Genomic DNA, 21,194 nt, shown 5'->3' with positions numbered 1-21,194 from the left:
GTCACCGCAATCAGAATGTGAAATTCTTCAGCGCGTCGGGCATGCCCTGCGCCATCGCTGCCTGCTCCTTCGCGTTGTAGGTCTGCGAATCCCACAGCTCGAAGTGACTACCCATTCCCAACAACATGACTTCCTTTTCCAGCCCGGCCGCCATGCGCAGCTCGGGCGATACAAGAATCCGGCCTGCGCTGTCGAGATCGACATCCATCGCATTGCCGAGAAAAATTCGCCGCCACCAGTGCGCGTCCATCGGCAGCGCGGCGATCTTGGCGCGGAACACTTCCCATTCGGGGCGCGGAAACAGCAACAGGCAGCCGTCCGGGTGCTTGGTCACAGTCACCCGTCCTTCTGCCTGTCCTTGCAGCGCTTCGCGATAGCGAGCAGGCACCGACATCCGCCCTTTCGCATCGAGCGTCAGCGCCGACGCCCCTTGGAACACGTTCCGCTCTCCCGTTCAGGGCACCTGAAGTACCCGACCCATGCTGAGAATTTAGCCGGAATAGCCCGCCAAATCACACAAAAATACACTTTCTCACACTGTCTCCCACTTTAGAGGAAGGGTGTGGCACGGTCAAGGGAGCGGCCCGCTTTTTTGACGAATTTTGTTAGTTAGAACAAGGACTTACGCGCACATGCTCATACAGACCCTCATTCCAAAAACCGTTATAAATGAATGAGCTAGTGCAACTTGTGAAGGTGATACGTGAGAAAGACGGGCCAGACTGGCGTACGGACGGGGCTTTCGGGGGCGGGAAAACGAGGAATAAACGGGCGATATCAGGGGCGGCGAACCGGGGCGACGTCACGCGCCACCCCGGCGCGAATCTCAGAGATAGTACGCAGTGCTCGTCATGACTTTCGACGCGGCGCGCATCAGCATCCGCGCGGGCAGCGGCAGCTCGATCCCGCCGGCGTCGGTCGCGGCCTTGCCGTGCTTCACCTCGTCGATACGCATCTGGTCGACGATCGCACGCGACGCGGTGTCGGTCGCCGGCAGCTCGGACATATGGCCTTCGAGATGATTCTCGACCTGCCGCTCCGTCTCGGCCATGAAGCCGAGGCTGACCTTGTCGCCGAGCGTGCCGGCCGCCACGCCGATCGCGAGCGCGCCGGCATACCACAGCGGGTTGAGCAGGCTCGGGCGCGAATCGAGTTCCTTCAGGCGGTGTGCGGTCCACGCGAGGTGATCCTCCTCCTCGCGCGCGGCCTCCTCGAACATCGCCTTCGCCGACGACGTGCGCGCGGTGAGTTTCTGCGCCTGGTAGAGCGCCTGCGCGCAGACTTCGCCGACGTGGTTCACGCGCATCAGCCCGGCGGCATGCGTACGCTCCGCGGGCGTCAGTTCGACGGCCGGCGCTTCGGCCGGCGCAGGCACCGGGCGGCTCATCCGGCTAATGCCGGTCAGCGATCGCAGGCCGCGATCGAATTCGCTGATCAGTTCATCCAACACCATCCTGTTCTCCTGGCTGCATGTGCTGCCGCGAACGGCAAGGGCACGAGTCCGCTGCGTAACCGACTTGATTATTCAGCGGAAATTGCGGTTAACCCGTGATTTTAACCATTGTTGCATAAAGGAAACATGGCGGCCTTGAGCTGCGGCATTTCGCTTTGTGGCAAAAAACGGTTTTGCTACATTACGTCCGACTTCTTGCGAAGTTGAGGGGGCCCGTCAACAGAACATAACTATCCGCCCCGCCAGAAAAATTCAGTGATTTTTGGAGATCCGTTAATGAAAAAGTCGCTTCTCGCGCTCGTCGCGCTGGGCGCGTTTGCTGGCGCAGCCCATGCGCAAAGCAGCGTGACGCTCTACGGCATCATCGATGAAGGCCTGCTCTTCAACAACAACGCGGGCGGCAAGCACCTGTACAGCATGGCCAGCGGCGTGATGCAAGGCAGCCGCTTCGGTCTGCGCGGCACCGAAGACCTCGGTGGCGGCCTGAAGGCGATCTTCACCCTCGAAAACGGTTTTGACGTGAACAACGGCAAGCTCGGCCAGGGTGGCCTGATGTTCGGCCGTCAGGCTTACGTCGGCCTGTCAAGCCAGTTCGGCACGGTCACGCTGGGTCGTCAGTACGACTCCGTCGTCGACTTCGTCGGCCCGCTCGAGGCTGGTGACCAGTGGGGCGGCTACATCGCCGCTCACCCGGGCGACCTCGACAACTTCAACAACGCCTATCGCGTGAACAACGCGGTCAAGTTCACGAGCCAGTCCTTCGGCGGCTTCTCGTTCGGCGGCTTGTACAGCTTCGGCGGTCAGGCAGGCCAGTTCTCGAAGAACCAGATCTGGTCGCTCGGCGCAGGCTATAACAACGGCCCGCTGGTGCTCGGCGTCGGCTACCTGAACGCACGTACGCCGGGCAACTTCGGCGGCATGTTCAACAACGGTTCGACGGCTGCAACGACGGCTGTCACGTCGCCGGTCTACGGCGCGTACGCGAACAACGCGAACACGTACCAGGTCATCGGTGCGGGCGGTGCATACACGTTCGGTGCAGCGACGATCGGCGCAACGTACTCGAACACGAAGTTCAAGGGCTTCTCGGTCGGTCCGTTCGTGAACCAGACCGCGACGTTCAACAACGGCGAAATCAACTTCAAGTATCAGCTGACCCCGGCGCTGATTCTCGGCGCAGCATACGACTACACGCAAGGCAGCAAGATCGACGGCAACTCCGCAGCCAAGTACCACCAGGGCTCGCTGGGCGTCGACTACTTCCTGTCGAAGCGCACCGACGTCTATGTGATCGGCGTGTACCAGCACGCATCGGGCAACGCGCTCGACGCGAACGGCAACGTCGTTCAGGCAAAGGCAGCGATCAACGGTCTCGCAGGGTCGAGCACCAGCAACCAGGTCGCAGCACGCGTCGGCATCCGTCACAAGTTCTAATCAGCTTGCCTGGCAAGCCGCAGCATATTGAAGGCGCCTTCGGGCGCCTTTTTCTTTTCCGGTGCGACGGCAAAGCCGGAGCGCGGAGAATCGGCCGGTCACGAAGCAGTCGCCGCCCGGGCCCCGCGTCCGTCCGCTGCGTCGAGACGCACGGCCCGCCACCGGCCTGCCCGGAAAACAGACGCTCCCGATCCGCGCCGCAAACAAAAAGCCCGGCATAAGCCGGGCTTCCGTTCCGCTCAACCACACCGTTACGCGCGTCCGTCGCGCAACTCGCGCCGCAGGATCTTGCCGACGTTCGTTTTCGGCAGTTCAGTGCGGAACTCGACCAGTTTCGGCCGCTTGTACCCGGTGAGCCGCTCCTTGCAGTACGCAAGGATGTCCTTGTCGGTGAGCGCCGGGTCCTTCTTCACGACAAACAGCTTCACGGCTTCGCCGGAATGCTCGTCCGGCACGCCGACCGCCGCCACCTCGAACACGCCCGGATGCGACGCCACCACGTCCTCGACTTCGTTCGGATACACGTTGAAGCCGGAGACGAGAATCATGTCCTTCTTCCGGTCGACGATCTTCACGTAACCGCGTGCATCCATCACGCCGACGTCGCCCGTCTTGAAGAAGCCGTCCGGGAACATGACCTTCGCGGTCTCGTCCGGCCGGTTCCAGTAGCCGGCCATCACCTGCGGCCCGCGGATGCAGATCTCGCCAGGCTCGCCGAGCGCAACGTCGTTGCCGGCGTCGTCGCGAATCGCCACTTCGGTCGACGGCAGCGGCAGGCCGATCGTCCCGCTGTATTCGGTCGCCGTGACGGGGTTGCAGGTTGCCACCGGCGACGTTTCGGACAGCCCGTATCCTTCGATGATCGCGGTACGGGTCTTCTCATACCAGCGCTTCGCGACGCCTTCCTGGATCGCCATGCCGCCGCCGTTGGCGATCACGAGCTTCGACAGGTCGAGCTGATTGAATTCGGGATGGTTGAGCAGCGCGTTGTACAGCGTGTTGACAGCCGGAATCGTCGAGATCTGATAGCCCTTCAACTCCTTGATCATGCCGGCGATGTCGCGCGGGTTCGGAATCAGGATGCCCATGCCGCCCGTACGCATCGTCAGGAAACCACAGACCGTCAGCGCGAACACGTGATACAGCGGCAGCGCGACAACCGTCACGAACTGTTTCACCTCCGGGTACTTCTCATGAGCCGGATGGTGCCAGGCGCCGGCCTGCAGCACGTTCGACACGATGTTCCGGTGCAGTAGCGTCGCGCCCTTCGCCACGCCGGTCGTACCGCCCGTGTATTGCAGGAACGCGACGTCGTCGGGGCCGATCTTCAGCGGCTTGAACGCCTCCCGCGCACCTTCCGACAGCGCGGCCTTGAAGCGCGTGAACGACGGCAGTTGCCACGCAGGCACCATCTTCTTCACGTTGCGCACGACGTAATTGACGAGCCACCCCTTGACGCCCAGCAGGTCGCCCATCGATGCGACGACGACATGCTTGACGGCCGTCTTGGCGATGACAGCCTGCAGCGTCGACGCGAAATTCTCGAGGATGACGATCGCCTCCGCGCCGCTGTCTTTCAGCTGATGCTCAAGCTCGCGCGGCGTATAGAGCGGGTTGACGTTAACGACGGTGTAGCCGGCGCGCAGTACTGCGACGATCGCTACGGGATACTGCAGCACGTTCGGCATCATGATCGCGACGCGCGCACCGCGCGCCAGGCCGCGGGACTGCAGCCACGCGCCGAACTGGCGCGACAGCTTGTCGAGTTCACCATACGTGATGCCCTTGCCCATGCAGACGAACGCCGTGCGGTCGCGATACTGCCTGAAGCTTTCGTCGAGCAGATCCGGGACAGAGGGATAAGGAGACGCGTCAATTTCGGCTGGAACGCCGGGTGGGTACGATTTCAGCCAAATTTTGTCCATACTGCGCGTCTCCTCACATATTTTCGAATGATCGTGCTAAAACGCATCGTAACGGCTCGCCCGTCCCGAGACAACAGGGTTAGATGTCCACTTCGAACTTCCGCGGAAATTCGTCTGATCATACGGGGATATTCGATCAAATTCGCTCAACTTCCACAAGACAATCGTAAAACGTCGCCGAATTGCCGAGATCGGTCAGCGCCTGGCTCGTCACCTCGTTCGCGTTTCTGCCGTCCGGCGACAGCTTCTTCCACCAGATCGACAGCCCGACAACGAGCCCTGCACGTGCGCGATCGGTAATTCTCGCGAGCGCCTGCGTCGATCCGCGGTCGTTGAAGATGCGTACGACGTCACCCCCCGCGATGCCGCGCGCATCGGCGTCGGACGGGTGCATGTCGAGATGCGGCTCGCCTTCCGTGGTGCGCAGGCTGTCGACGTTCACGAATGTGCTGTTCAGGAAGTGGCGGGCCGGCGGCGAAATCATCGCGAGCGGATAGCGCGCGGCGAGCTCGGGTGCGGCCTCGGCCGATTCGAACGGCGGCAGGTAGTCGGGAACGGGGTCCATGCCCATCTGCTCGAGTCGTGGGCTGTAGAACTCGCATTTGCCGGACGGCGTGTGGAAACCGCCGTTCGCGAACGGCGCCTCCGGCAGCTTGAGCTTCAGCCAGCCCACCCGTTTCAGCGTGTCCCAGTCGCTGTCGAGCGCCGGATCGTCCCAGCGGAGCGCCGCGCGCGCGACCTCTTCGTCGCTGTGATAGAGCGCGGGCTCATCGAGCCCCATGCTGCGCGCGATGCCGCGAAAGATCTCCGTGTTCGGCCGCGCGTCTCCCACTGGAGGAATCGACGGCAGGTTCGCCATCACGTAGGTATGGCCGTACGATTTATGGACGTCCAGATGCTCGAGCTGCGTGGTCGCCGGCAACACAATGTCGGCGAAATCAGCGGTATCTGTCTTGAAATGCTCGAGAACGACCGTAAATAGATCGTCGCGCGCGAACCCCGCGGCGACCTTCGAAGAATCGGGTGCGACAGCCACCGGATTCGAGTTGTACACGATCACCGCTTCGACCTTCGGCCCGAAGGTTGCATCGCCCGGGTGCAACAGCGCGTCACCGATCGCGTTCATGTTGATGATGCGCGGCAGCTTGTGCGGCCAACCCGGCATCAAATCCGGGCGCAGCAGCGCCGCCTGGTTGACCGGTGCGGATTCCGACGACGAGAGCAACAGCCCGCCAGCCCGATCCCGCCATGCCCCCGTCAGCGCCGGCAGGCTCGCGATCGCGCGCACGGCATTGCCGCCGCCGCGGACGCGCTGCATGCCGTAGTTGAGACGGATCGACGCCTTGCGGGTGGCGCCGTAACGACGCGCAAGGTCGACCAGCTCCGACGCATCGATGCCGCAGATCTGCGCAACGCGCTCCGGCGGATAGGACAGCGCACGCGCCTTGAGCGCGTCGAAGCCGAACGTATGGCTGGCGATGTAGTCGTGATCGAGCAGGTCTTCGGTAATCAGCACGTGCATCATGCCGAGCGCAAACGCGCCATCGGTACCCGGTTTCAATGCGATGTGCTGATGGCATTTCTCCGCTGTCAGCGAGCGGTACGGGTCGATTGCGACAAGGCGTGCGCCACGGCGCTTCGCTTCCTGCGCGCGTGTCCAGAAGTGCAGGCTCGACGCGATCGGGTTCGCGCCCCAGATCAGAATCAGCTCGCTTTCCTCGAAATGCTCGAGGTGCATACCGAGGCTCCCGCCATAGGTGTAACGCAGCCCTGCTGCTCCGGCCGCCGAGCAGATCGCCCGCTCGAGCCGCGATGTGCCGAGCTTGTGAAAGAACCGTTGGGCGATGCCCTCGCCCTGCACGAGCCCCATTGTCCCCGCGTAGCTGTACGGCACGATCGCTTCCGGTGCACGCGCCGCGATTTCCCCGAGGCGACGGCCGATTTCGTCGAACGCTTCGCTCCAGCCAATCGGCACGAAACGCCCTTCTCCCTTCGCACCGACACGTTTGAGCGGGACGGTGAGGCGATCGGGATGATGAACCCGATCGGCATACCGGCTGACTTTCGTGCACAACACGCCTTGCGTCGGCGGATGGTCGGGATCGCCCGTGACCTTGATCGCCTTGCCGTTCTCGACGGTCACACGCATTGCGCACGTGTCCGGGCAATCATGCGGGCAAACGGCCCGGGCTATCTGTGTGGCGGCGTTCATCGTTTTGAATGCAGGGATGGGGATTCGCAAATTTTACGTGGACACACCGAATAAAGCGTTCATTTCGTACGGATCCCGGGTTATTGGACCGAAGATCGATTGGAGGAAGCGGGGAGTTTCGGTTGCGATGTGCGTCTTTCGCAGGGAGAGACTTGCACTGCCTACTCTGCATTCGTCGTCGACGATGGAAAGCTGATCACGCGTGACAGTGCCTGCCGATGCACGGGGAGGAGGGAATTGCAGCTTTGATCGAAGATGCGATCAATAAGCCCATGAATCGCAATAGATATCGGCCGTTGAGAGAATTCGGGGCCGTAATTGATTGCGCTTGGGAGGGGTGACATGGGCAGTTCCAGTCAGGCAGCCGATCCCCCGCCCGGCTATCATTTCGACCGCTGAAATGCAAAAACCCCCGCCTTGTCGGGCGGGGGTTTCTGGCTTAGGGAGCCTGACGATTACCTACTTTCACACGGGAACCCGCACTATCATCGGCGTAGAGTCGTTTCACGGTCCTGTTCGGGATGGGAAGGGGTGGGGCCGACTCGCTATGGTCATCAGGCAAAGAGGGGTGTCGCGTTGCTTCGCAGCGCGACCAATCTGGGAAGAAGCAGTAATTTTGGGTTGTGAGGTTGTATCTCACACGTACGCGGTACTTCAACCGTCGTACATCGAGTGCCTTGCACTCGACGCTCGATATCCGTAAGCGCTGAAGCGCTAACGGCTATCGAGACAGACTTGTTATAGGATCAAGCCTTACGGGCAATTAGTATCAGTTAGCTGAACGCATTACTGCGCTTACACACCTGACCTATCAACGTCCTGGTCTCGAACGACCCTTCAAGGGGATCTAGTCCCCAGGGATATCTCATCTCAAGGCGAGTTTCCCGCTTAGATGCTTTCAGCGGTTATCTCTTCCGAACATAGCTACCCGGCGATGCCACTGGCGTGACAACCGGTACACCAGAGGTTCGTCCACTCCGGTCCTCTCGTACTAGGAGCAGCCCCCTTCAAATATCCAACGCCCACGGCAGATAGGGACCAAACTGTCTCACGACGTTTTAAACCCAGCTCACGTACCTCTTTAAATGGCGAACAGCCATACCCTTGGGACCGGCTACAGCCCCAGGATGAGATGAGCCGACATCGAGGTGCCAAACACCGCCGTCGATATGAACTCTTGGGCGGTATCAGCCTGTTATCCCCAGAGTACCTTTTATCCGTTGAGCGATGGCCCTTCCATACAGAACCACCGGATCACTATGACCTGCTTTCGCACCTGCTCGACTTGTCGGTCTCGCAGTTAAGCACGCTTATGCCATTGCACTATCAGCACGATTTCCGACCGTACCTAGCGTACCTTCGTACTCCTCCGTTACGCTTTGGGAGGAGACCGCCCCAGTCAAACTGCCTACCATGCACTGTCCCCGACCCGGATCACGGGCCAAGGTTAGAACCTCAAACAAACCAGGGTGGTATTTCAAGGACGGCTCCACCGAAACTAGCGTTCCGGTTTCATAGCCTCCCACCTATCCTACACAGATCGGTTCAAAGTCCAATGCAAAGCTACAGTAAAGGTTCATGGGGTCTTTCCGTCTAGCCGCGGGTAGATTGCATCATCACAAACACTTCAACTTCGCTGAGTCTCGGGAGGAGACAGTGTGGCCATCGTTACGCCATTCGTGCAGGTCGGAACTTACCCGACAAGGAATTTCGCTACCTTAGGACCGTTATAGTTACGGCCGCCGTTTACCGGGACTTCAATCAAGAGCTTGCACCCCATCATTTAATCTTCCGGCACCGGGCAGGCGTCACACCCTATACGTCCACTTTCGTGTTTGCAGAGTGCTGTGTTTTTATTAAACAGTCGCAGCCACCAGTTTATTGCAACCCCTTCACCCTCTGCCCGCAGGGGCATCAAGCTACAAGGGCGTACCTTATCCCGAAGTTACGGTACCAATTTGCCGAGTTCCTTCTCCCGAGTTCTCTCAAGCGCCTTAGAATACTCATCTCGCCCACCTGTGTCGGTTTGCGGTACGGTCATCGTTAGACTGAAGCTTAGAGGCTTTTCTTGGAACCACTTCCAATTGCTTCGCTCCCGAAGGAGCTCGCGCCACACCCTTGAATCCCGCGCCCGGATTTGCCTAAGCGCCTTCTCCAATGCAGCGACCGGGACTTCCAACACCCGGACAACCTTCCGCGATCCGTCCCCCCATCGCATCTAACAATGGTGCAGGAATATTGACCTGCTTCCCATCAGCTACGCATTTCTGCCTCGCCTTAGGGGCCGACTCACCCTACGCCGATGAACGTTGCGTAGGAAACCTTGGGCTTACGGCGAGGGGGCCTTTCACCCCCTTTATCGCTACTCATGTCAGCATTCGCACTTCCGATACCTCCAGCACGCTTTTCAACGCACCTTCGCAGGCTTACGGAACGCTCTCCTACCATGCGAGCATAGCTCGCATCCGCAGCTTCGGTATATAGCTTAGCCCCGTTACATCTTCCGCGCAGGACGACTCGATCAGTGAGCTATTACGCTTTCTTTAAAGGGTGGCTGCTTCTAAGCCAACCTCCTGACTGTTTTAGCCTTCCCACTTCGTTTCCCACTTAGCTATATTTGGGGACCTTAGCTGGCGGTCTGGGTTGTTTCCCTCTTGACACCGGACGTTAGCACCCGATGTCTGTCTCCCGTGATTGCACTCTTCGGTATTCGGAGTTTGCTATGGCGGGGTAATCCGCAATGGACCCCCCAACCATGACAGTGCTCTACCCCCGAAGGTGAGACACGAGGCACTACCTAAATAGTTTTCGGAGAGAACCAGCTATTTCCAAGTTTGTTTAGCCTTTCACCCCTATCCACAGCTCATCCCCTAACTTTTCAACGTTAGTGGGTTCGGACCTCCAGTACGTGTTACCGCACCTTCATCCTGGCCATGGATAGATCACTTGGTTTCGGGTCTACGCCCAGCAACTGAACGCCCTATTCGGACTCGCTTTCGCTACGCCTGCCCTATACGGTTAAGCTTGCTACTGAACGTAAGTCGCTGACCCATTATACAAAAGGTACGCCGTCACCCCTTGCGAGGCTCCGACTGTTTGTATGCATGCGGTTTCAGGATCTATTTCACTCCCCTCCCGGGGTTCTTTTCACCTTTCCCTCACGGTACTGGTTCACTATCGGTCGATCACGAGTATTTAGCCTTGGAGGATGGTCCCCCCATCTTCAGACAGGATTTCACGTGTCCCGCCCTACTTGTCGTACACTTAGTTCTTTCATACTGTTTTCGCCTACGGGGCTATCACCCGCTATGGCCGCACTTTCCAGAGCGTTCGGCTAACAATACAAATAAAGAGTACAAGGCTCATCCCATTTCGCTCGCCACTACTTTGGGAATCTCGGTTGATTTCTTTTCCTGCGGTTACTTAGATGTTTCAGTTCACCGCGTTCGCTTCACTAGACCTATGTATTCAGTCTAGGATGACCCAAAAGGGCCGGGTTTCCCCATTCGGACATCTACGGATCAAAGCTCGTTTGCCAGCTCCCCGTAGCTTTTCGCAGGCTACCGCGTCCTTCATCGCCTGTGATCGCCAAGGCATCCACCACATGCACTTGTTCGCTTGACCCTATAACGAGTCTGTCTCGTTACAGGTTGAGTTCTCGCATTTGTGCCGTATTCCAATTGAGCCGAACATGAAGTTCGAATCATCTTGAGATACATCGATACAATCACAACCCGGATAACTTCCACGTCCATCTCATAGACGCTTCCGCTATCCAAATTACTTACTTCTTCCAGATTGTTAAAGAACGACAGCCGATATGGTTTTCACTCATATCACTCTGACTGGCTCAATCGCCAATGCAAAATTCTCGGTTCAGTGTCTGAACCAAGCACTTAGCGTTGGTGATTGGTGGAGGCAGACGGGATCGAACCGACGACCCCCTGCTTGCAAAGCAGGTGCTCTCCCAGCTGAGCTATGCCCCCATATATACAGAGACCTCAGGTTTCTTACGCCAGACAACTTGGTGGGTCTGGTTGGATTCGAACCAACGACCCCCGCCTTATCAAGACGGTGCTCTAACCAACTGAGCTACAGACCCCTGAGTCTGTCCTAATTTACAGCCGATAAGCGTGAGCGCTCAACTTCGCGAGATAGCTCTAGAAAGGAGGTGATCCAGCCGCACCTTCCGATACGGCTACCTTGTTACGACTTCACCCCAGTCATGAATCCTACCGTGGTGACCGTCCTCCTTGCGGTTAGACTAGCCACTTCTGGTAAAACCCACTCCCATGGTGTGACGGGCGGTGTGTACAAGACCCGGGAACGTATTCACCGCGGCATGCTGATCCGCGATTACTAGCGATTCCAGCTTCACGCACTCGAGTTGCAGAGTGCGATCCGGACTACGATCGGTTTTCTGGGATTAGCTCCCCCTCGCGGGTTGGCAACCCTCTGTTCCGACCATTGTATGACGTGTGAAGCCCTACCCATAAGGGCCATGAGGACTTGACGTCATCCCCACCTTCCTCCGGTTTGTCACCGGCAGTCTCCTTAGAGTGCTCTTGCGTAGCAACTAAGGACAAGGGTTGCGCTCGTTGCGGGACTTAACCCAACATCTCACGACACGAGCTGACGACAGCCATGCAGCACCTGTGTATCGGTTCTCTTTCGAGCACTCCCACCTCTCAGCAGGATTCCGACCATGTCAAGGGTAGGTAAGGTTTTTCGCGTTGCATCGAATTAATCCACATCATCCACCGCTTGTGCGGGTCCCCGTCAATTCCTTTGAGTTTTAATCTTGCGACCGTACTCCCCAGGCGGTCAACTTCACGCGTTAGCTACGTTACTAAGGAAATGAATCCCCAACAACTAGTTGACATCGTTTAGGGCGTGGACTACCAGGGTATCTAATCCTGTTTGCTCCCCACGCTTTCGTGCATGAGCGTCAGTATTGGCCCAGGGGGCTGCCTTCGCCATCGGTATTCCTCCACATCTCTACGCATTTCACTGCTACACGTGGAATTCTACCCCCCTCTGCCATACTCTAGCTTGCCAGTCACCAATGCAGTTCCCAGGTTGAGCCCGGGGATTTCACATCGGTCTTAACAAACCGCCTGCGCACGCTTTACGCCCAGTAATTCCGATTAACGCTCGCACCCTACGTATTACCGCGGCTGCTGGCACGTAGTTAGCCGGTGCTTATTCTTCCGGTACCGTCATCCCCCCGCCGTATTAGGGCAGAGGTTTTCTTTCCGGACAAAAGTGCTTTACAACCCGAAGGCCTTCTTCACACACGCGGCATTGCTGGATCAGGCTTTCGCCCATTGTCCAAAATTCCCCACTGCTGCCTCCCGTAGGAGTCTGGGCCGTGTCTCAGTCCCAGTGTGGCTGGTCGTCCTCTCAGACCAGCTACTGATCGTCGCCTTGGTAGGCCTTTACCCCACCAACTAGCTAATCAGCCATCGGCCAACCCTATAGCGCGAGGCCCGAAGGTCCCCCGCTTTCATCCGTAGATCGTATGCGGTATTAATCCGGCTTTCGCCGGGCTATCCCCCACTACAGGACATGTTCCGATGTATTACTCACCCGTTCGCCACTCGCCACCAGGTGCAAGCACCCGTGCTGCCGTTCGACTTGCATGTGTAAGGCATGCCGCCAGCGTTCAATCTGAGCCAGGATCAAACTCTTCAGTTTAAACCTGTTACTGTTTTCGGTTCCGTAGAACCGGTCGCTCACTCAAAGCTGACAGGAACATGAATTGCTTCATGAACCTGACTTACTTTAGTGTGAGACTCTTGATACTTTCGCTTTCTGATCCGAAGATCAGCTCGCTTCCATCAAGCGCCCACACTTATCGGCTGTTAATTTTTAAAGAGCATGTCTGCGAGAACCGTTTCGCTTCTCAGCAGCGCTGCGTTTTCAGCAGCAGAGAAGCGAGATTATGAACCGTGTTTCGCAGATCGTCAACAACTTTTTAACTGCTTCGTTGCGACTGCGGGGTCCATCTTCCTGCGCCAGCCGCGTGCCTCAACCGCTGCACACCACCGACTTCGCTTCCCCTCTTCCGCACTGCGTTTCCGTTAGCGCGAAAGAGGCGTGATTCTATGCAGCACGTGACATTCGCGCAAGCCCCTTTGTGAAATTAATTTGAAAAAGCCTCCGTGCGCTGACGCGCACCGAGGCTCTTAACAGAATGGGTCAGCCGATCATGCAGGCAAGCGATGCCAGCAAGTCACTGGGCACCTGCCGCGGCGCAGCCCAATCAGCGGTTCTTGAACGCCGGCTTCCGTTTCTCGACGAATGCCGCCATCCCTTCCTTCTGGTCTTCGGTCGCGAACAGCGAATGGAACAACCGGCGCTCGAAGTGGACGCCTTCGGCCAGCGTCGTCTCATACGCGCGGTTTACCGACTCCTTGACCATCATGACGGCCGGCAGTGAAAACTCGGCAATCGTCGCCGCGGCGGCAATCGCCTCGTCGAGTAGTTTGTCGGCCGGCAGCACGCGCGACACGAGCCCCGCGCGCTCCGCTTCGGCGGCGTCCATGAAGCGCGCGGTCAGGCACATGTCCATCGCTTTCGCCTTCGACACCGCGCGCGGCAGACGCTGCGTGCCGCCCGCGCCCGGCATGATGCCCAGCTTGATTTCCGGCTGGCCGAACTTGGCCGTGTCCGCCGCGAAGATGATGTCGCACATCATTGCGAACTCGCAGCCGCCGCCCAGCGCAAAGCCCGAAACCGCAGCAATGATCGGCTTGCGAATCTCGCGAACCGTTTCCCAGTTGCGCGTGATGTAGTCGCCCCGGTAAACATCCATATAGGAGTAGGTCGCCATCATGCCGATGTCCGCGCCGGCCGCGAACGCCTTCTCGCTCCCCGTCACGACGATCGCGCCAATGCCGTCGTCCGCGTCGAACGCCTTCAATGCGTCGCCCAACTCATCCATCAGCGCATCGTTCAGCGCATTCAGCGCCTTCGGACGGTTCAGCGTAACCAGCCCGACACGCCCCCGGGTCTCCACCAGGATGTTCTCGTAAGCCATCTATTTCTCCTCGATCAATGAAATGAGAAACGCCTCGCACATGCGAATAGTTTGATGCTACCATTCTCCGACCAACCGGTCGGTTAATTAATCGATCCACCCCCTCTCAACGTCCATCAGGCTGCCGCCATGACCCATGCACTGTTCACGAAGCACGAAGACACGCTGAAGCACGCACTCGCCGCCATCGAGAGCCGCGGGTACTGGAGCCCGTTCGCCGAAATGCCGAGTCCCAAAGTGTACGGGGAAAGCGCGAGCGCCGATGGCGAAGCCGCGTTCAAGTCGCACCTCGACAAGACGTTCGCGCTCGACCAGCCGGCGTCCGGCGAAACGGTCGGCGCCGAGCGGTCGCCGTACGGCATCGCGCTGGGCATCCGGTATCCGAAATCGACGCCCGACGCACTGATCGCCGCCGCGGCCGCCGCGCAGCGCACGTGGCGCGAGGCCGGCCCGAGCGCCTGGATCGGCGTCAGCCTCGAAATCCTCGCGCGCCTGAACCGCGCGAGCTTCGAGATCGCCTACAGCGTGATGCACACCACGGGGCAGGCGTTCATGATGGCGTTCCAGGCCGGCGGCCCGCACGCGCAGGATCGTGCGCTCGAGGCAGTCGCCTATGCATGGGACGAACTGCGCCGCATCCCGGCCGAAGCGCACTGGGAAAAACCGCAAGGCAAGAACCCGCCGCTCGCGATGCACAAGCGCTACACGATCGTCCCGCGCGGCACGGGGCTCGTGCTCGGCTGCTGCACATTCCCGACCTGGAACGGCTACCCGGGCCTGTTCGCCGATCTGGCAACCGGTAACACCGTGATCGTCAAACCGCATCCGGGCGCGATCCTGCCGCTCGCGATCACGGTCCGGATCGCTCGCGACGTACTGCGCGAAGCCGGGTTCGATCCGAACGTCGTCACGCTCCTCGCGACCGAACCCAACGACGGCGCACTCGTTCAGGACCTCGCGCTGCGCCCCGAGATCAAGCTGATCGACTTCACCGGCAGCACGCAGAACGGCACGTGGCTCGAACGCCATGCCCACCAGGCACAGGTCTATACCGAGAAAGCAGGCGTCAACCAGATCGTGATCGACTCGACCGACGACCTGAAGGCCGCAGCCAAGAACATCGCGTTCTCGCTGGCGCTGTACTCCGGCCAGATGTGCACGGCGCCGCAGAACATCTACGTACCGCGCGACGGCATCCGCACGGCGGACGGCCATGCGAGCTTCGACGAAGTCGCGCAGGCAATCGCAGTTGCGGTGCAAAAACTCACCGGCGACCCGGCACGCTCGGTCGAACTGATCGGCGCAATCCAGAACGACGGCGTGACCGCACGCATCGACGCCGCCCGCCAGCTCGGCCGCGTGCTCGCCGACAGCCTGGTACTCCAGCACCCCGCGTTCCCCGATGCTCGCGTGCGCACGCCGCTCGTGCTGCAACTCGACGTGGCCGATCGCGAGAAATTCACGCAGGAGTGGTTCGGCCCGATCTCGTTCGTGATCGCGACCGATTCGACCGCGCAGTCGCTCGATCTCGCCGGCGAAATCGCGGCGGAACATGGCGCGCTGACGCTCTCCGTCTACAGCACCGACGACGCAATCGTCGACGCCGCACACGACGCAGCGGTGCGCGGCGGGGTCGCGCTGTCGATCAACCTGACGGGCGGCGTGTTCGTCAACCAGTCGGCCGCGTTCTCCGATTTCCACGGCACGGGTGCGAACCCGGCAGCCAACGCGGCGCTGGCCGACCCGGCGTTCGTCGCCAACCGGTTCCGTGTGGTGCAGAGCCGTGTCCATGTTGCCCCGAAGGCGGCCCCTGCGGAAGCTGTCCAACCAGCATAACCCGAATGGCCGACGTGCAAACGCCGCCATGTTCTCTACCATGAACGAATCCGCCACCCGGCGGGTTCGTTGCTCATCGATACGCCCATGACAGACGCCTACATCTGCGATGCGATTCGCACCCCCATCGGCCGCTACGGCGGCGCCCTGAAAGACGTCCGCGCCGACGACCTCGGTGCGGTGCCGCTCAAGGCGCTGATCGAGCGTAACCGCAACGTCGACTGGACAGCGGTCGACGACGTGATCTACGGCTGCGCGAACCAGGCCGGCGAGGACAACCGCAACGTCGCGCGCATGTCGGCGCTGCTGGCGGGCCTGCCGACCGCCGTTCCGGGCACGACGCTGAACCGGCTGTGCGGCTCCGGGATGGACGCGGTCGGCACGGCCGCACGCGCGATCAAGGCGGGCGAAGCACGCCTGATGATCGCGGGCGGCGTCGAGAGCATGACGCGCGCGCCGTTCGTGATGGGCAAGGCCGCGAGCGCGTTCGCGCGCCAGGCCGACATCTTCGATACGACAATCGGCTGGCGTTTCGTCAATCCGCTGATGAAACAGCATCGGGGCGTCGATTCGATGCCCGAGACAGCCGAGAACGTCGCGGTCGACTACAACATCAGCCGCGCCGACCAGGACCTGTTCGCGCTGCGCAGCCAGCAGAAGGCCGCGCGTGCGCAGCAGGACGGCACGCTCGCCGAGGAAATCGTCGCAGTCACGATTCCGCAAAAGAAGGGCGATCCGGTGATCGTGTCGCGCGACGAACATCCGCGCGAGACGTCGCTCGAAGCGCTCGCGAAACTGAAGGGCGTCGTGCGGCCGGACGGTTCGGTAACGGCCGGCAACGCATCGGGCGTCAACGATGGCGCGTGCGCGCTGCTGCTCGCCAATGCACAGGCGGCCGACCAGTATGGCTTGCACCGCCGCGCACGGGTCGTCGGCATGGCGACCGCCGGCGTCGAGCCGCGCGTGATGGGCATCGGCCCCGCGCCGGCCACGCAGAAACTGCTGCACCAGCTCGGCATGACCATCGACCAGTTCGACGTGATCGAGCTGAACGAGGCGTTTGCGTCGCAGGGTCTCGCAGTGCTGCGCATGCTCGGCGTCGCCGACGACGATCCGCGCGTGAACCCGAACGGCGGCGCGATCGCGCTCGGCCATCCGCTCGGCGCATCGGGCGCCCGGCTCGTAACCACGGCGCTCCATCAACTCGAGCGTACGGGCGGCCGCTTTGCGCTCTGTACGATGTGCATCGGCGTCGGCCAGGGCATCGCACTCGCGATCGAACGTGTGTAACCGACGCGCCGCGCGCCTATAACGAAGTCATGACGGAGACACTGCATGTCCTATCAGGCGATTCAGCTGGATATCGATCAGGCCGCGCGCGTGGCCACGATCACCCTCAACCGCCCCGACAAGTTGAACAGCTTCACGCGGGCGATGCATCGCGAACTGCAGTCGGCACTCGATGAAGTCGAAGCGGCCGGCGCACGTGCGCTGATCATGACGGGTGCGGGGCGCGGCTTCTGCGCGGGCCAGGACCTGGCCGACCTCGACTTCACGCCGGGGGCGTCCACCGACCTCGGCACGCTGATCGACGAGCATTTCAATCCGCTGATCCGTCGCCTGCAGCGTCTGCCGATTCCGGTGATCGCCGCCGTCAACGGCACGGCCGCCGGCGCCGGTGCGAATCTCGCGCTTGCATGCGATCTCGTGTTCGCCGCACGCTCGAGCAGTTTCATCCAGGCCTTCGTCAAGATCGGGCTCGTACCCGATTCGGGCGGCACCTGGTTCCTGCCGCAACGCGTCGGCATGGCACGCGCGCTGGGGCTCGCGCTGACCGGCGACAAGCTCGGCGCCGAACAGGCCGAGCAATGGGGCCTGATCTGGCGCGCAGTCGACGACGACGCACTCATCGCGTCGGCCCGCCAGCTCGCAACCCAGCTCGCGCAGCAGCCGACGCTCGCGATCGCGTCGATCAAGCAATCGATGCGCGACAGCGTCACGAACACGCTCGACCAGCAGCTCGACCTGGAACGCGACCTGCAGCGCAAGCTCGGCCAGTCGCACGACTATGCGGAAGGCGTGAAGGCATTCATCGAGAAGCGCGCGCCGCGCTTCGAGGGGCGTTGACATGACGAACGCCACCGCCACGCTCGACCCCGATTCGCTCGCCCGCGCCACTGCGCAGGCCATGTACGACGCAGATGCATGCAGTCGCGCATTCGGAATGGAAATCGCAGAAGTACGCGCCGGCTACGCACGCCTGCAGATGCGCGTGCGGCCCGAATTCCTGAACGGGCATCAGACCTGCCATGGCGGGATCATCTTCACGCTCGCCGATTCGACGTTCGCGTTCGCGTGCAACTCGTACAACCTGAACACGGTCGCGGCCGGCTGCTCGATCGAATTCCTGCGCCCCGTGCACGGCGACGACATGTTGACGGCCGAGGCAATCGAACAGGCGCGCGCCGGCCGCCACGGCATCTACGACATCCGCGTCACGAACCAGACAGGCGAAACGGTCGCGATGTTTCGCGGCAAATCCGCCCAGATCAAGGGCACGGTCATTCCGGAAGACCGCTGACATCGACGGCTCGCACATAACAAACACTGGAGACATGCATGACTACCCCGCTACCGCTCGAGCCGATCGAGACCGCCTCACGCGACGAGCTGACCGCGCTGCAGCTCGAACGCCTCAAGTGGTCGCTCCGGCATGCGTATGACCACTCTCCCGTCTATCGTCGCAAGTTCGACGACGCGGGCGTACATCCCGACGACCTGAAGACGCTCGCCGACCTGTCGCGCTTCCCGTTCACGACCAAGGGCGACCTGCGCGACAGTTACCCGTTCGGGATGTTCGCGGTGCCGCAGGACCAGATCTCGCGCATCCATGCGTCATCGGGCACAACCGGCAAGCCGACGGTCGTCGGCTATACGGCAGCCGACATCGACACGTGGGCGAATCTCGTCGCGCGCTCGATCCGCGCCGCCGGTGCACGCCGCGGCGACAAGGTGCACATCAGCTACGGCTATGGCTTGTTCACGGGCGGACTCGGCGCACACTACGGCGCCGAACGCGCAGGACTGACCGTGATCCCGTTCGGCGGCGGCCAGACCGAGAAGCAGGTACAGCTGATCCAGGATTTCCGGCCTGACATCATCATGGTGACGCCGAGCTACATGCTGTCGATCGCCGACGAAATCGAGCGCCAGGGCCTCGATCCCGTGCAGAGCTCGCTGCGCATCGGCATCTTCGGCGCGGAGCCCTGGACCAACGACATGCGCGTCGCAATCGAGCAGCGAATGGGCATCGACGCGGTCGACATCTACGGGCTGTCCGAGGTGATGGGCCCCGGCGTCGCGTCCGAATGCGTCGAGACCAAGGACGGCCCGACCATCTGGGAAGACCACTTCTATCCGGAAATCATCGATCCTGAAACCGGCGAAGTGCTTCCGGACGGCGAACTCGGCGAGCTCGTGTTCACGTCGCTGACGAAGGAAGCGCTGCCGATCGTCCGCTACCGGACACGCGACCTCACGCGCCTGTTGCCCGGCACCGCTCGCACGATGCGCCGGATGGAAAAGATCACCGGCCGTTCGGACGACATGATGATCGTGCGCGGGGTCAACGTGTTCCCGACGCAAATCGAGGAACAATTGCTCAAGCAGCACGCGCTCGCACCGCACTATCAGATCGTGCTGACGAAGGAAGGCCCGCTCGACGTGCTGACACTCAACGTCGAACCCTGTCCCGAGACCGCACCGGATACGGCGGCGATCCACGCGGCGAAACAGGCGCTCGCGTACGACATCAAGTCGCTGATCGGCGTGACGGCCGTGATCAACGTGCTGCCCGTGAACGGGATCGAGCGCTCGGTCGGCAAGGCGCGCCGCGTCATCGACAAGCGCAAGGGCTGACGGCAGACGCTGCGCGTCGGCCGCGCGGAGCGGCAATCCCGTTGCTCAAATAAGAAACAGCCCGACCGGCCAACGCCGATCAGGCTGTTTTGTTCCGGCACGTCGTTCGACGCGACAGGCGCAACACACGAACTGAAACCACACGGGTGCACCGCGATCAGACCGATGCACCCCAGACGCACCGTCACGCCGACGAATGCCGCGACTCATGCGTGGGCAGCCACCTGGACAACCTACGCCGCCTCACGTCACGAATTCGGGAACAGCAGCCACATCCGGCCGACCTGCTTCATCCGGCCGGCCTGGTCGCCTGCATCGTCGCCGAGCCCCCAGAAATAGTCGGCCCGCACGCCGCCCTTGATCGCGGAGCCCGTATCCTGCGCGAACACGAGCCGATTCATCGGCGTATTCGTCAGCGGACGCGTGGTCTGCAGGAATACGGGCGTGCCGAGCGGGATCGACGACGGATCGACCGCGATCGAGCGCTCCGGCGTCAGCGGCACGCCAAGCGCGCCGATCGGGCCGTCCGCACCGCCGTGCGGCGCATCTTCCTTGGTCGGCATGTCGCGGAAAAACACGAACCGCGGATTCGTGTCGAGCAATGCGTCGACGCGGTTCGGGTTCGCCTTCGCCCACGCCTTGATGCCCTGCATCGTCGCCTGCGCGGGCGTCAGCTCGCCGCGATCGAGCAACCACTTGCCGATCGAGCGATACGGCTGGTTGTTGGTGCCGCCGAAGCCGACCCGCATGACCGAACCGTCGTCGAGCAGCACGCGCCCCGAGCCCTGCACCTGCAGGAAGAACGCCTCGATCGGATCGTCGACCCACACGAGTTCGTTGCCGTTCAGGATCCCGGCGCGCTCGAGCTGCGCACGCGCAGGCAGCGCGGCGCCCGCGCGATAACCGGCCGGCCAGCGATAGAGCGCGTACTGATACGGGCCGCGGCGCACGCGCGACCCATGCAGCAGCGGCTCGTAATAGCCGGTCACGAGCCCGTCGAGCGTCCCGTCGGTGTTTGCGAGCTGGAACGGCGTGAAATACGTTTCGAAGAACGTGCGCGCGCTGCTGACGTCGAGCTCGTCGAGCCGGTCGACGGCCGCGCAAGCGCGCTGCCAGGCCGGCTGGCGCGAGAGCCGCACGCAGTTCTGCCGCAGCGCGGCCGCCGCGCCGATCAGCGAATCGTCCTGCCAGCCCGGCACCTGCTGCCACGCCACCGGCGTGAGCCGCTTCGCGGCGATCTGCCCCGGCACGATCGCCGCGCCGGTCGGCGGTTTCAGCGAAGAGGTCCGCGTCGGCGTACCGCCGCACGCGGCAAGCAGCGCCGCCGCCGCGGCCGCCGCAACCCACCCGGCCACCCGGGGCCCAAACCACATA

At 61.4% G+C, this 21,194-nt stretch carries 12 protein-coding genes, 2 tRNA genes and 3 rRNA genes; 6 read left to right on the top strand and 11 right to left on the bottom strand.

All coding sequences use genetic code 11. The features are described 5' to 3' along the window. Positions 1–10 precede the first annotated feature (10 nt). Together mraZ and coq7 are read right to left on the bottom strand one after the other, a co-directional pair. Positions 11–439, bottom strand: coding sequence for a division/cell wall cluster transcriptional repressor MraZ (mraZ, locus tag CUJ89_RS02660; RefSeq protein ID WP_006487094.1), 429 nt, complete (start codon positions 437–439; stop codon positions 11–13). A gap of 387 nt (positions 440–826) precedes the next feature. Next, a complete protein-coding gene (gene coq7 / locus CUJ89_RS02655; protein WP_114175998.1) occupies positions 827–1,453 on the bottom strand; it encodes a 2-polyprenyl-3-methyl-6-methoxy-1,4-benzoquinone monooxygenase in 627 nt (208 codons plus the stop codon). A gap of 276 nt (positions 1,454–1,729) precedes the next feature. Here coq7 and CUJ89_RS02650 point away from each other — a divergent pair, with 276 nt between their 5' ends. Continuing rightward, on the top strand, positions 1,730–2,887 hold the full coding sequence (locus CUJ89_RS02650; protein WP_114175997.1) for a porin: 1,158 nt from the start codon (positions 1,730–1,732) through the stop codon (positions 2,885–2,887). 251 nt (positions 2,888–3,138) lie between these two features. Here CUJ89_RS02650 and CUJ89_RS02640 read toward each other — a convergent pair whose 3' ends face one another. From CUJ89_RS02640 to CUJ89_RS02595, 8 genes are all read right to left on the bottom strand, one after another. Next, entirely contained in the window at positions 3,139–4,812 is a 1,674-nt protein-coding gene (locus tag CUJ89_RS02640) for a long-chain fatty acid--CoA ligase (protein ID WP_114175995.1), read from the bottom strand. A 136-nt stretch (positions 4,813–4,948) separates the two neighbouring features. After that, a complete protein-coding gene (locus CUJ89_RS02635; protein ID WP_114175994.1) occupies positions 4,949–7,024 on the bottom strand; it encodes a molybdopterin-dependent oxidoreductase in 2,076 nt (691 codons plus the stop codon). 446 nt (positions 7,025–7,470) lie between these two features. Continuing rightward, positions 7,471–7,583: ribosomal RNA gene (gene rrf / locus CUJ89_RS02630) — 5S ribosomal RNA — on the bottom strand. Between the two features lie 183 nt (positions 7,584–7,766). After that, positions 7,767–10,648 (bottom strand): 23S ribosomal RNA (locus CUJ89_RS02620). Positions 10,649–10,934: 286 nt separating this feature from the next. After that, positions 10,935–11,010, bottom strand: a tRNA-Ala gene (locus CUJ89_RS02615). Between the two features lie 39 nt (positions 11,011–11,049). Continuing rightward, positions 11,050–11,126 (bottom strand) — tRNA-Ile (locus CUJ89_RS02610). 62 nt (positions 11,127–11,188) lie between these two features. After that, positions 11,189–12,721: ribosomal RNA gene (locus tag CUJ89_RS02605) — 16S ribosomal RNA — on the bottom strand. The 16S, 23S and 5S rRNA genes sit together here with 2 tRNA genes alongside, the layout of an rRNA operon. Positions 12,722–13,289: 568 nt before the next feature. Next, positions 13,290–14,066, bottom strand: coding sequence for an enoyl-CoA hydratase (locus CUJ89_RS02595; protein ID WP_114175993.1), 777 nt, complete (start codon positions 14,064–14,066; stop codon positions 13,290–13,292). A 129-nt stretch (positions 14,067–14,195) separates the two neighbouring features. Here CUJ89_RS02595 and paaN point away from each other — a divergent pair, with 129 nt between their 5' ends. The 5 genes from paaN (at position 14,196) to paaK (ending at position 19,820) form a co-directional block, all read left to right on the top strand. Next, positions 14,196–15,902, top strand: coding sequence for a phenylacetic acid degradation protein PaaN (gene paaN, locus CUJ89_RS02590; RefSeq protein WP_114175992.1), 1,707 nt, complete (start codon positions 14,196–14,198; stop codon positions 15,900–15,902). 87 nt (positions 15,903–15,989) lie between these two features. Continuing rightward, on the top strand, positions 15,990–17,192 hold the full coding sequence (gene pcaF, locus CUJ89_RS02585) for a 3-oxoadipyl-CoA thiolase (RefSeq protein WP_114178463.1): 1,203 nt from the start codon (positions 15,990–15,992) through the stop codon (positions 17,190–17,192). Between the two features lie 45 nt (positions 17,193–17,237). Continuing rightward, on the top strand, positions 17,238–18,029 hold the full coding sequence (gene paaG / locus CUJ89_RS02580; RefSeq protein WP_114175990.1) for a 2-(1,2-epoxy-1,2-dihydrophenyl)acetyl-CoA isomerase PaaG: 792 nt from the start codon (positions 17,238–17,240) through the stop codon (positions 18,027–18,029). A 1-nt stretch (position 18,030) separates the two neighbouring features. Beyond that, positions 18,031–18,483 carry a hydroxyphenylacetyl-CoA thioesterase PaaI gene (gene paaI / locus CUJ89_RS02575; RefSeq protein WP_114175988.1) on the top strand — a complete coding sequence of 151 codons (453 nt, stop codon included), beginning with the start codon at positions 18,031–18,033 and terminating at the stop codon, positions 18,481–18,483. Positions 18,484–18,521: 38 nt separating this feature from the next. Then, a complete protein-coding gene (gene paaK, locus CUJ89_RS02570) occupies positions 18,522–19,820 on the top strand; it encodes a phenylacetate--CoA ligase PaaK (RefSeq protein ID WP_114175987.1) in 1,299 nt (432 codons plus the stop codon). A gap of 248 nt (positions 19,821–20,068) precedes the next feature. On the opposite strand, the gene CUJ89_RS02565 is transcribed toward paaK, so the two are convergent. Then, positions 20,069–21,193 carry a murein transglycosylase A gene (locus tag CUJ89_RS02565; RefSeq protein ID WP_236654912.1) on the bottom strand — a complete coding sequence of 375 codons (1,125 nt, stop codon included), beginning with the start codon at positions 21,191–21,193 and terminating at the stop codon, positions 20,069–20,071. Position 21,194: the final 1 nt, after the last annotated feature.

Origin of the sequence: Burkholderia pyrrocinia (assembly GCF_003330765.1) — a bacterium.
In the GTDB taxonomy this organism is placed as follows: Bacteria; Pseudomonadota; Gammaproteobacteria; order Burkholderiales; family Burkholderiaceae; genus Burkholderia; species Burkholderia pyrrocinia_B.
Note: the sequence above shows the minus strand (reverse complement) of the source record. Positions and strands in the feature narration are given on the sequence as shown.

Bases quoted from the DNA above. Each gene is read 5' to 3' on its own strand.
- coq7 (WP_114175998.1), bottom strand. From the start codon at position 1,453: ATGGTGTTGGATGAACTGATCAGCGAATTCGATCGCGGCCTGCGATCG.
- CUJ89_RS02650 (WP_114175997.1), top strand. From the start codon at position 1,730: ATGAAAAAGTCGCTTCTCGCGCTCGTCGCGCTGGGCGCGTTTGCTGGC.
- CUJ89_RS02640 (WP_114175995.1), bottom strand. From the start codon at position 4,812: ATGGACAAAATTTGGCTGAAATCGTACCCACCCGGCGTTCCAGCCGAA.
- CUJ89_RS02635 (WP_114175994.1), bottom strand. From the start codon at position 7,024: ATGAACGCCGCCACACAGATAGCCCGGGCCGTTTGCCCGCATGATTGC.
- CUJ89_RS02595 (WP_114175993.1), bottom strand. From the start codon at position 14,066: ATGGCTTACGAGAACATCCTGGTGGAGACCCGGGGGCGTGTCGGGCTG.
- paaN (WP_114175992.1), top strand. From the start codon at position 14,196: ATGACCCATGCACTGTTCACGAAGCACGAAGACACGCTGAAGCACGCA.
- pcaF (WP_114178463.1), top strand. From the start codon at position 15,990: ATGACAGACGCCTACATCTGCGATGCGATTCGCACCCCCATCGGCCGC.
- paaG (WP_114175990.1), top strand. From the start codon at position 17,238: ATGTCCTATCAGGCGATTCAGCTGGATATCGATCAGGCCGCGCGCGTG.
- paaI (WP_114175988.1), top strand. From the start codon at position 18,031: ATGACGAACGCCACCGCCACGCTCGACCCCGATTCGCTCGCCCGCGCC.
- paaK (WP_114175987.1), top strand. From the start codon at position 18,522: ATGACTACCCCGCTACCGCTCGAGCCGATCGAGACCGCCTCACGCGAC.
- CUJ89_RS02565 (WP_236654912.1), bottom strand. From the start codon at position 21,193: ATGTGGTTTGGGCCCCGGGTGGCCGGGTGGGTTGCGGCGGCCGCGGCG.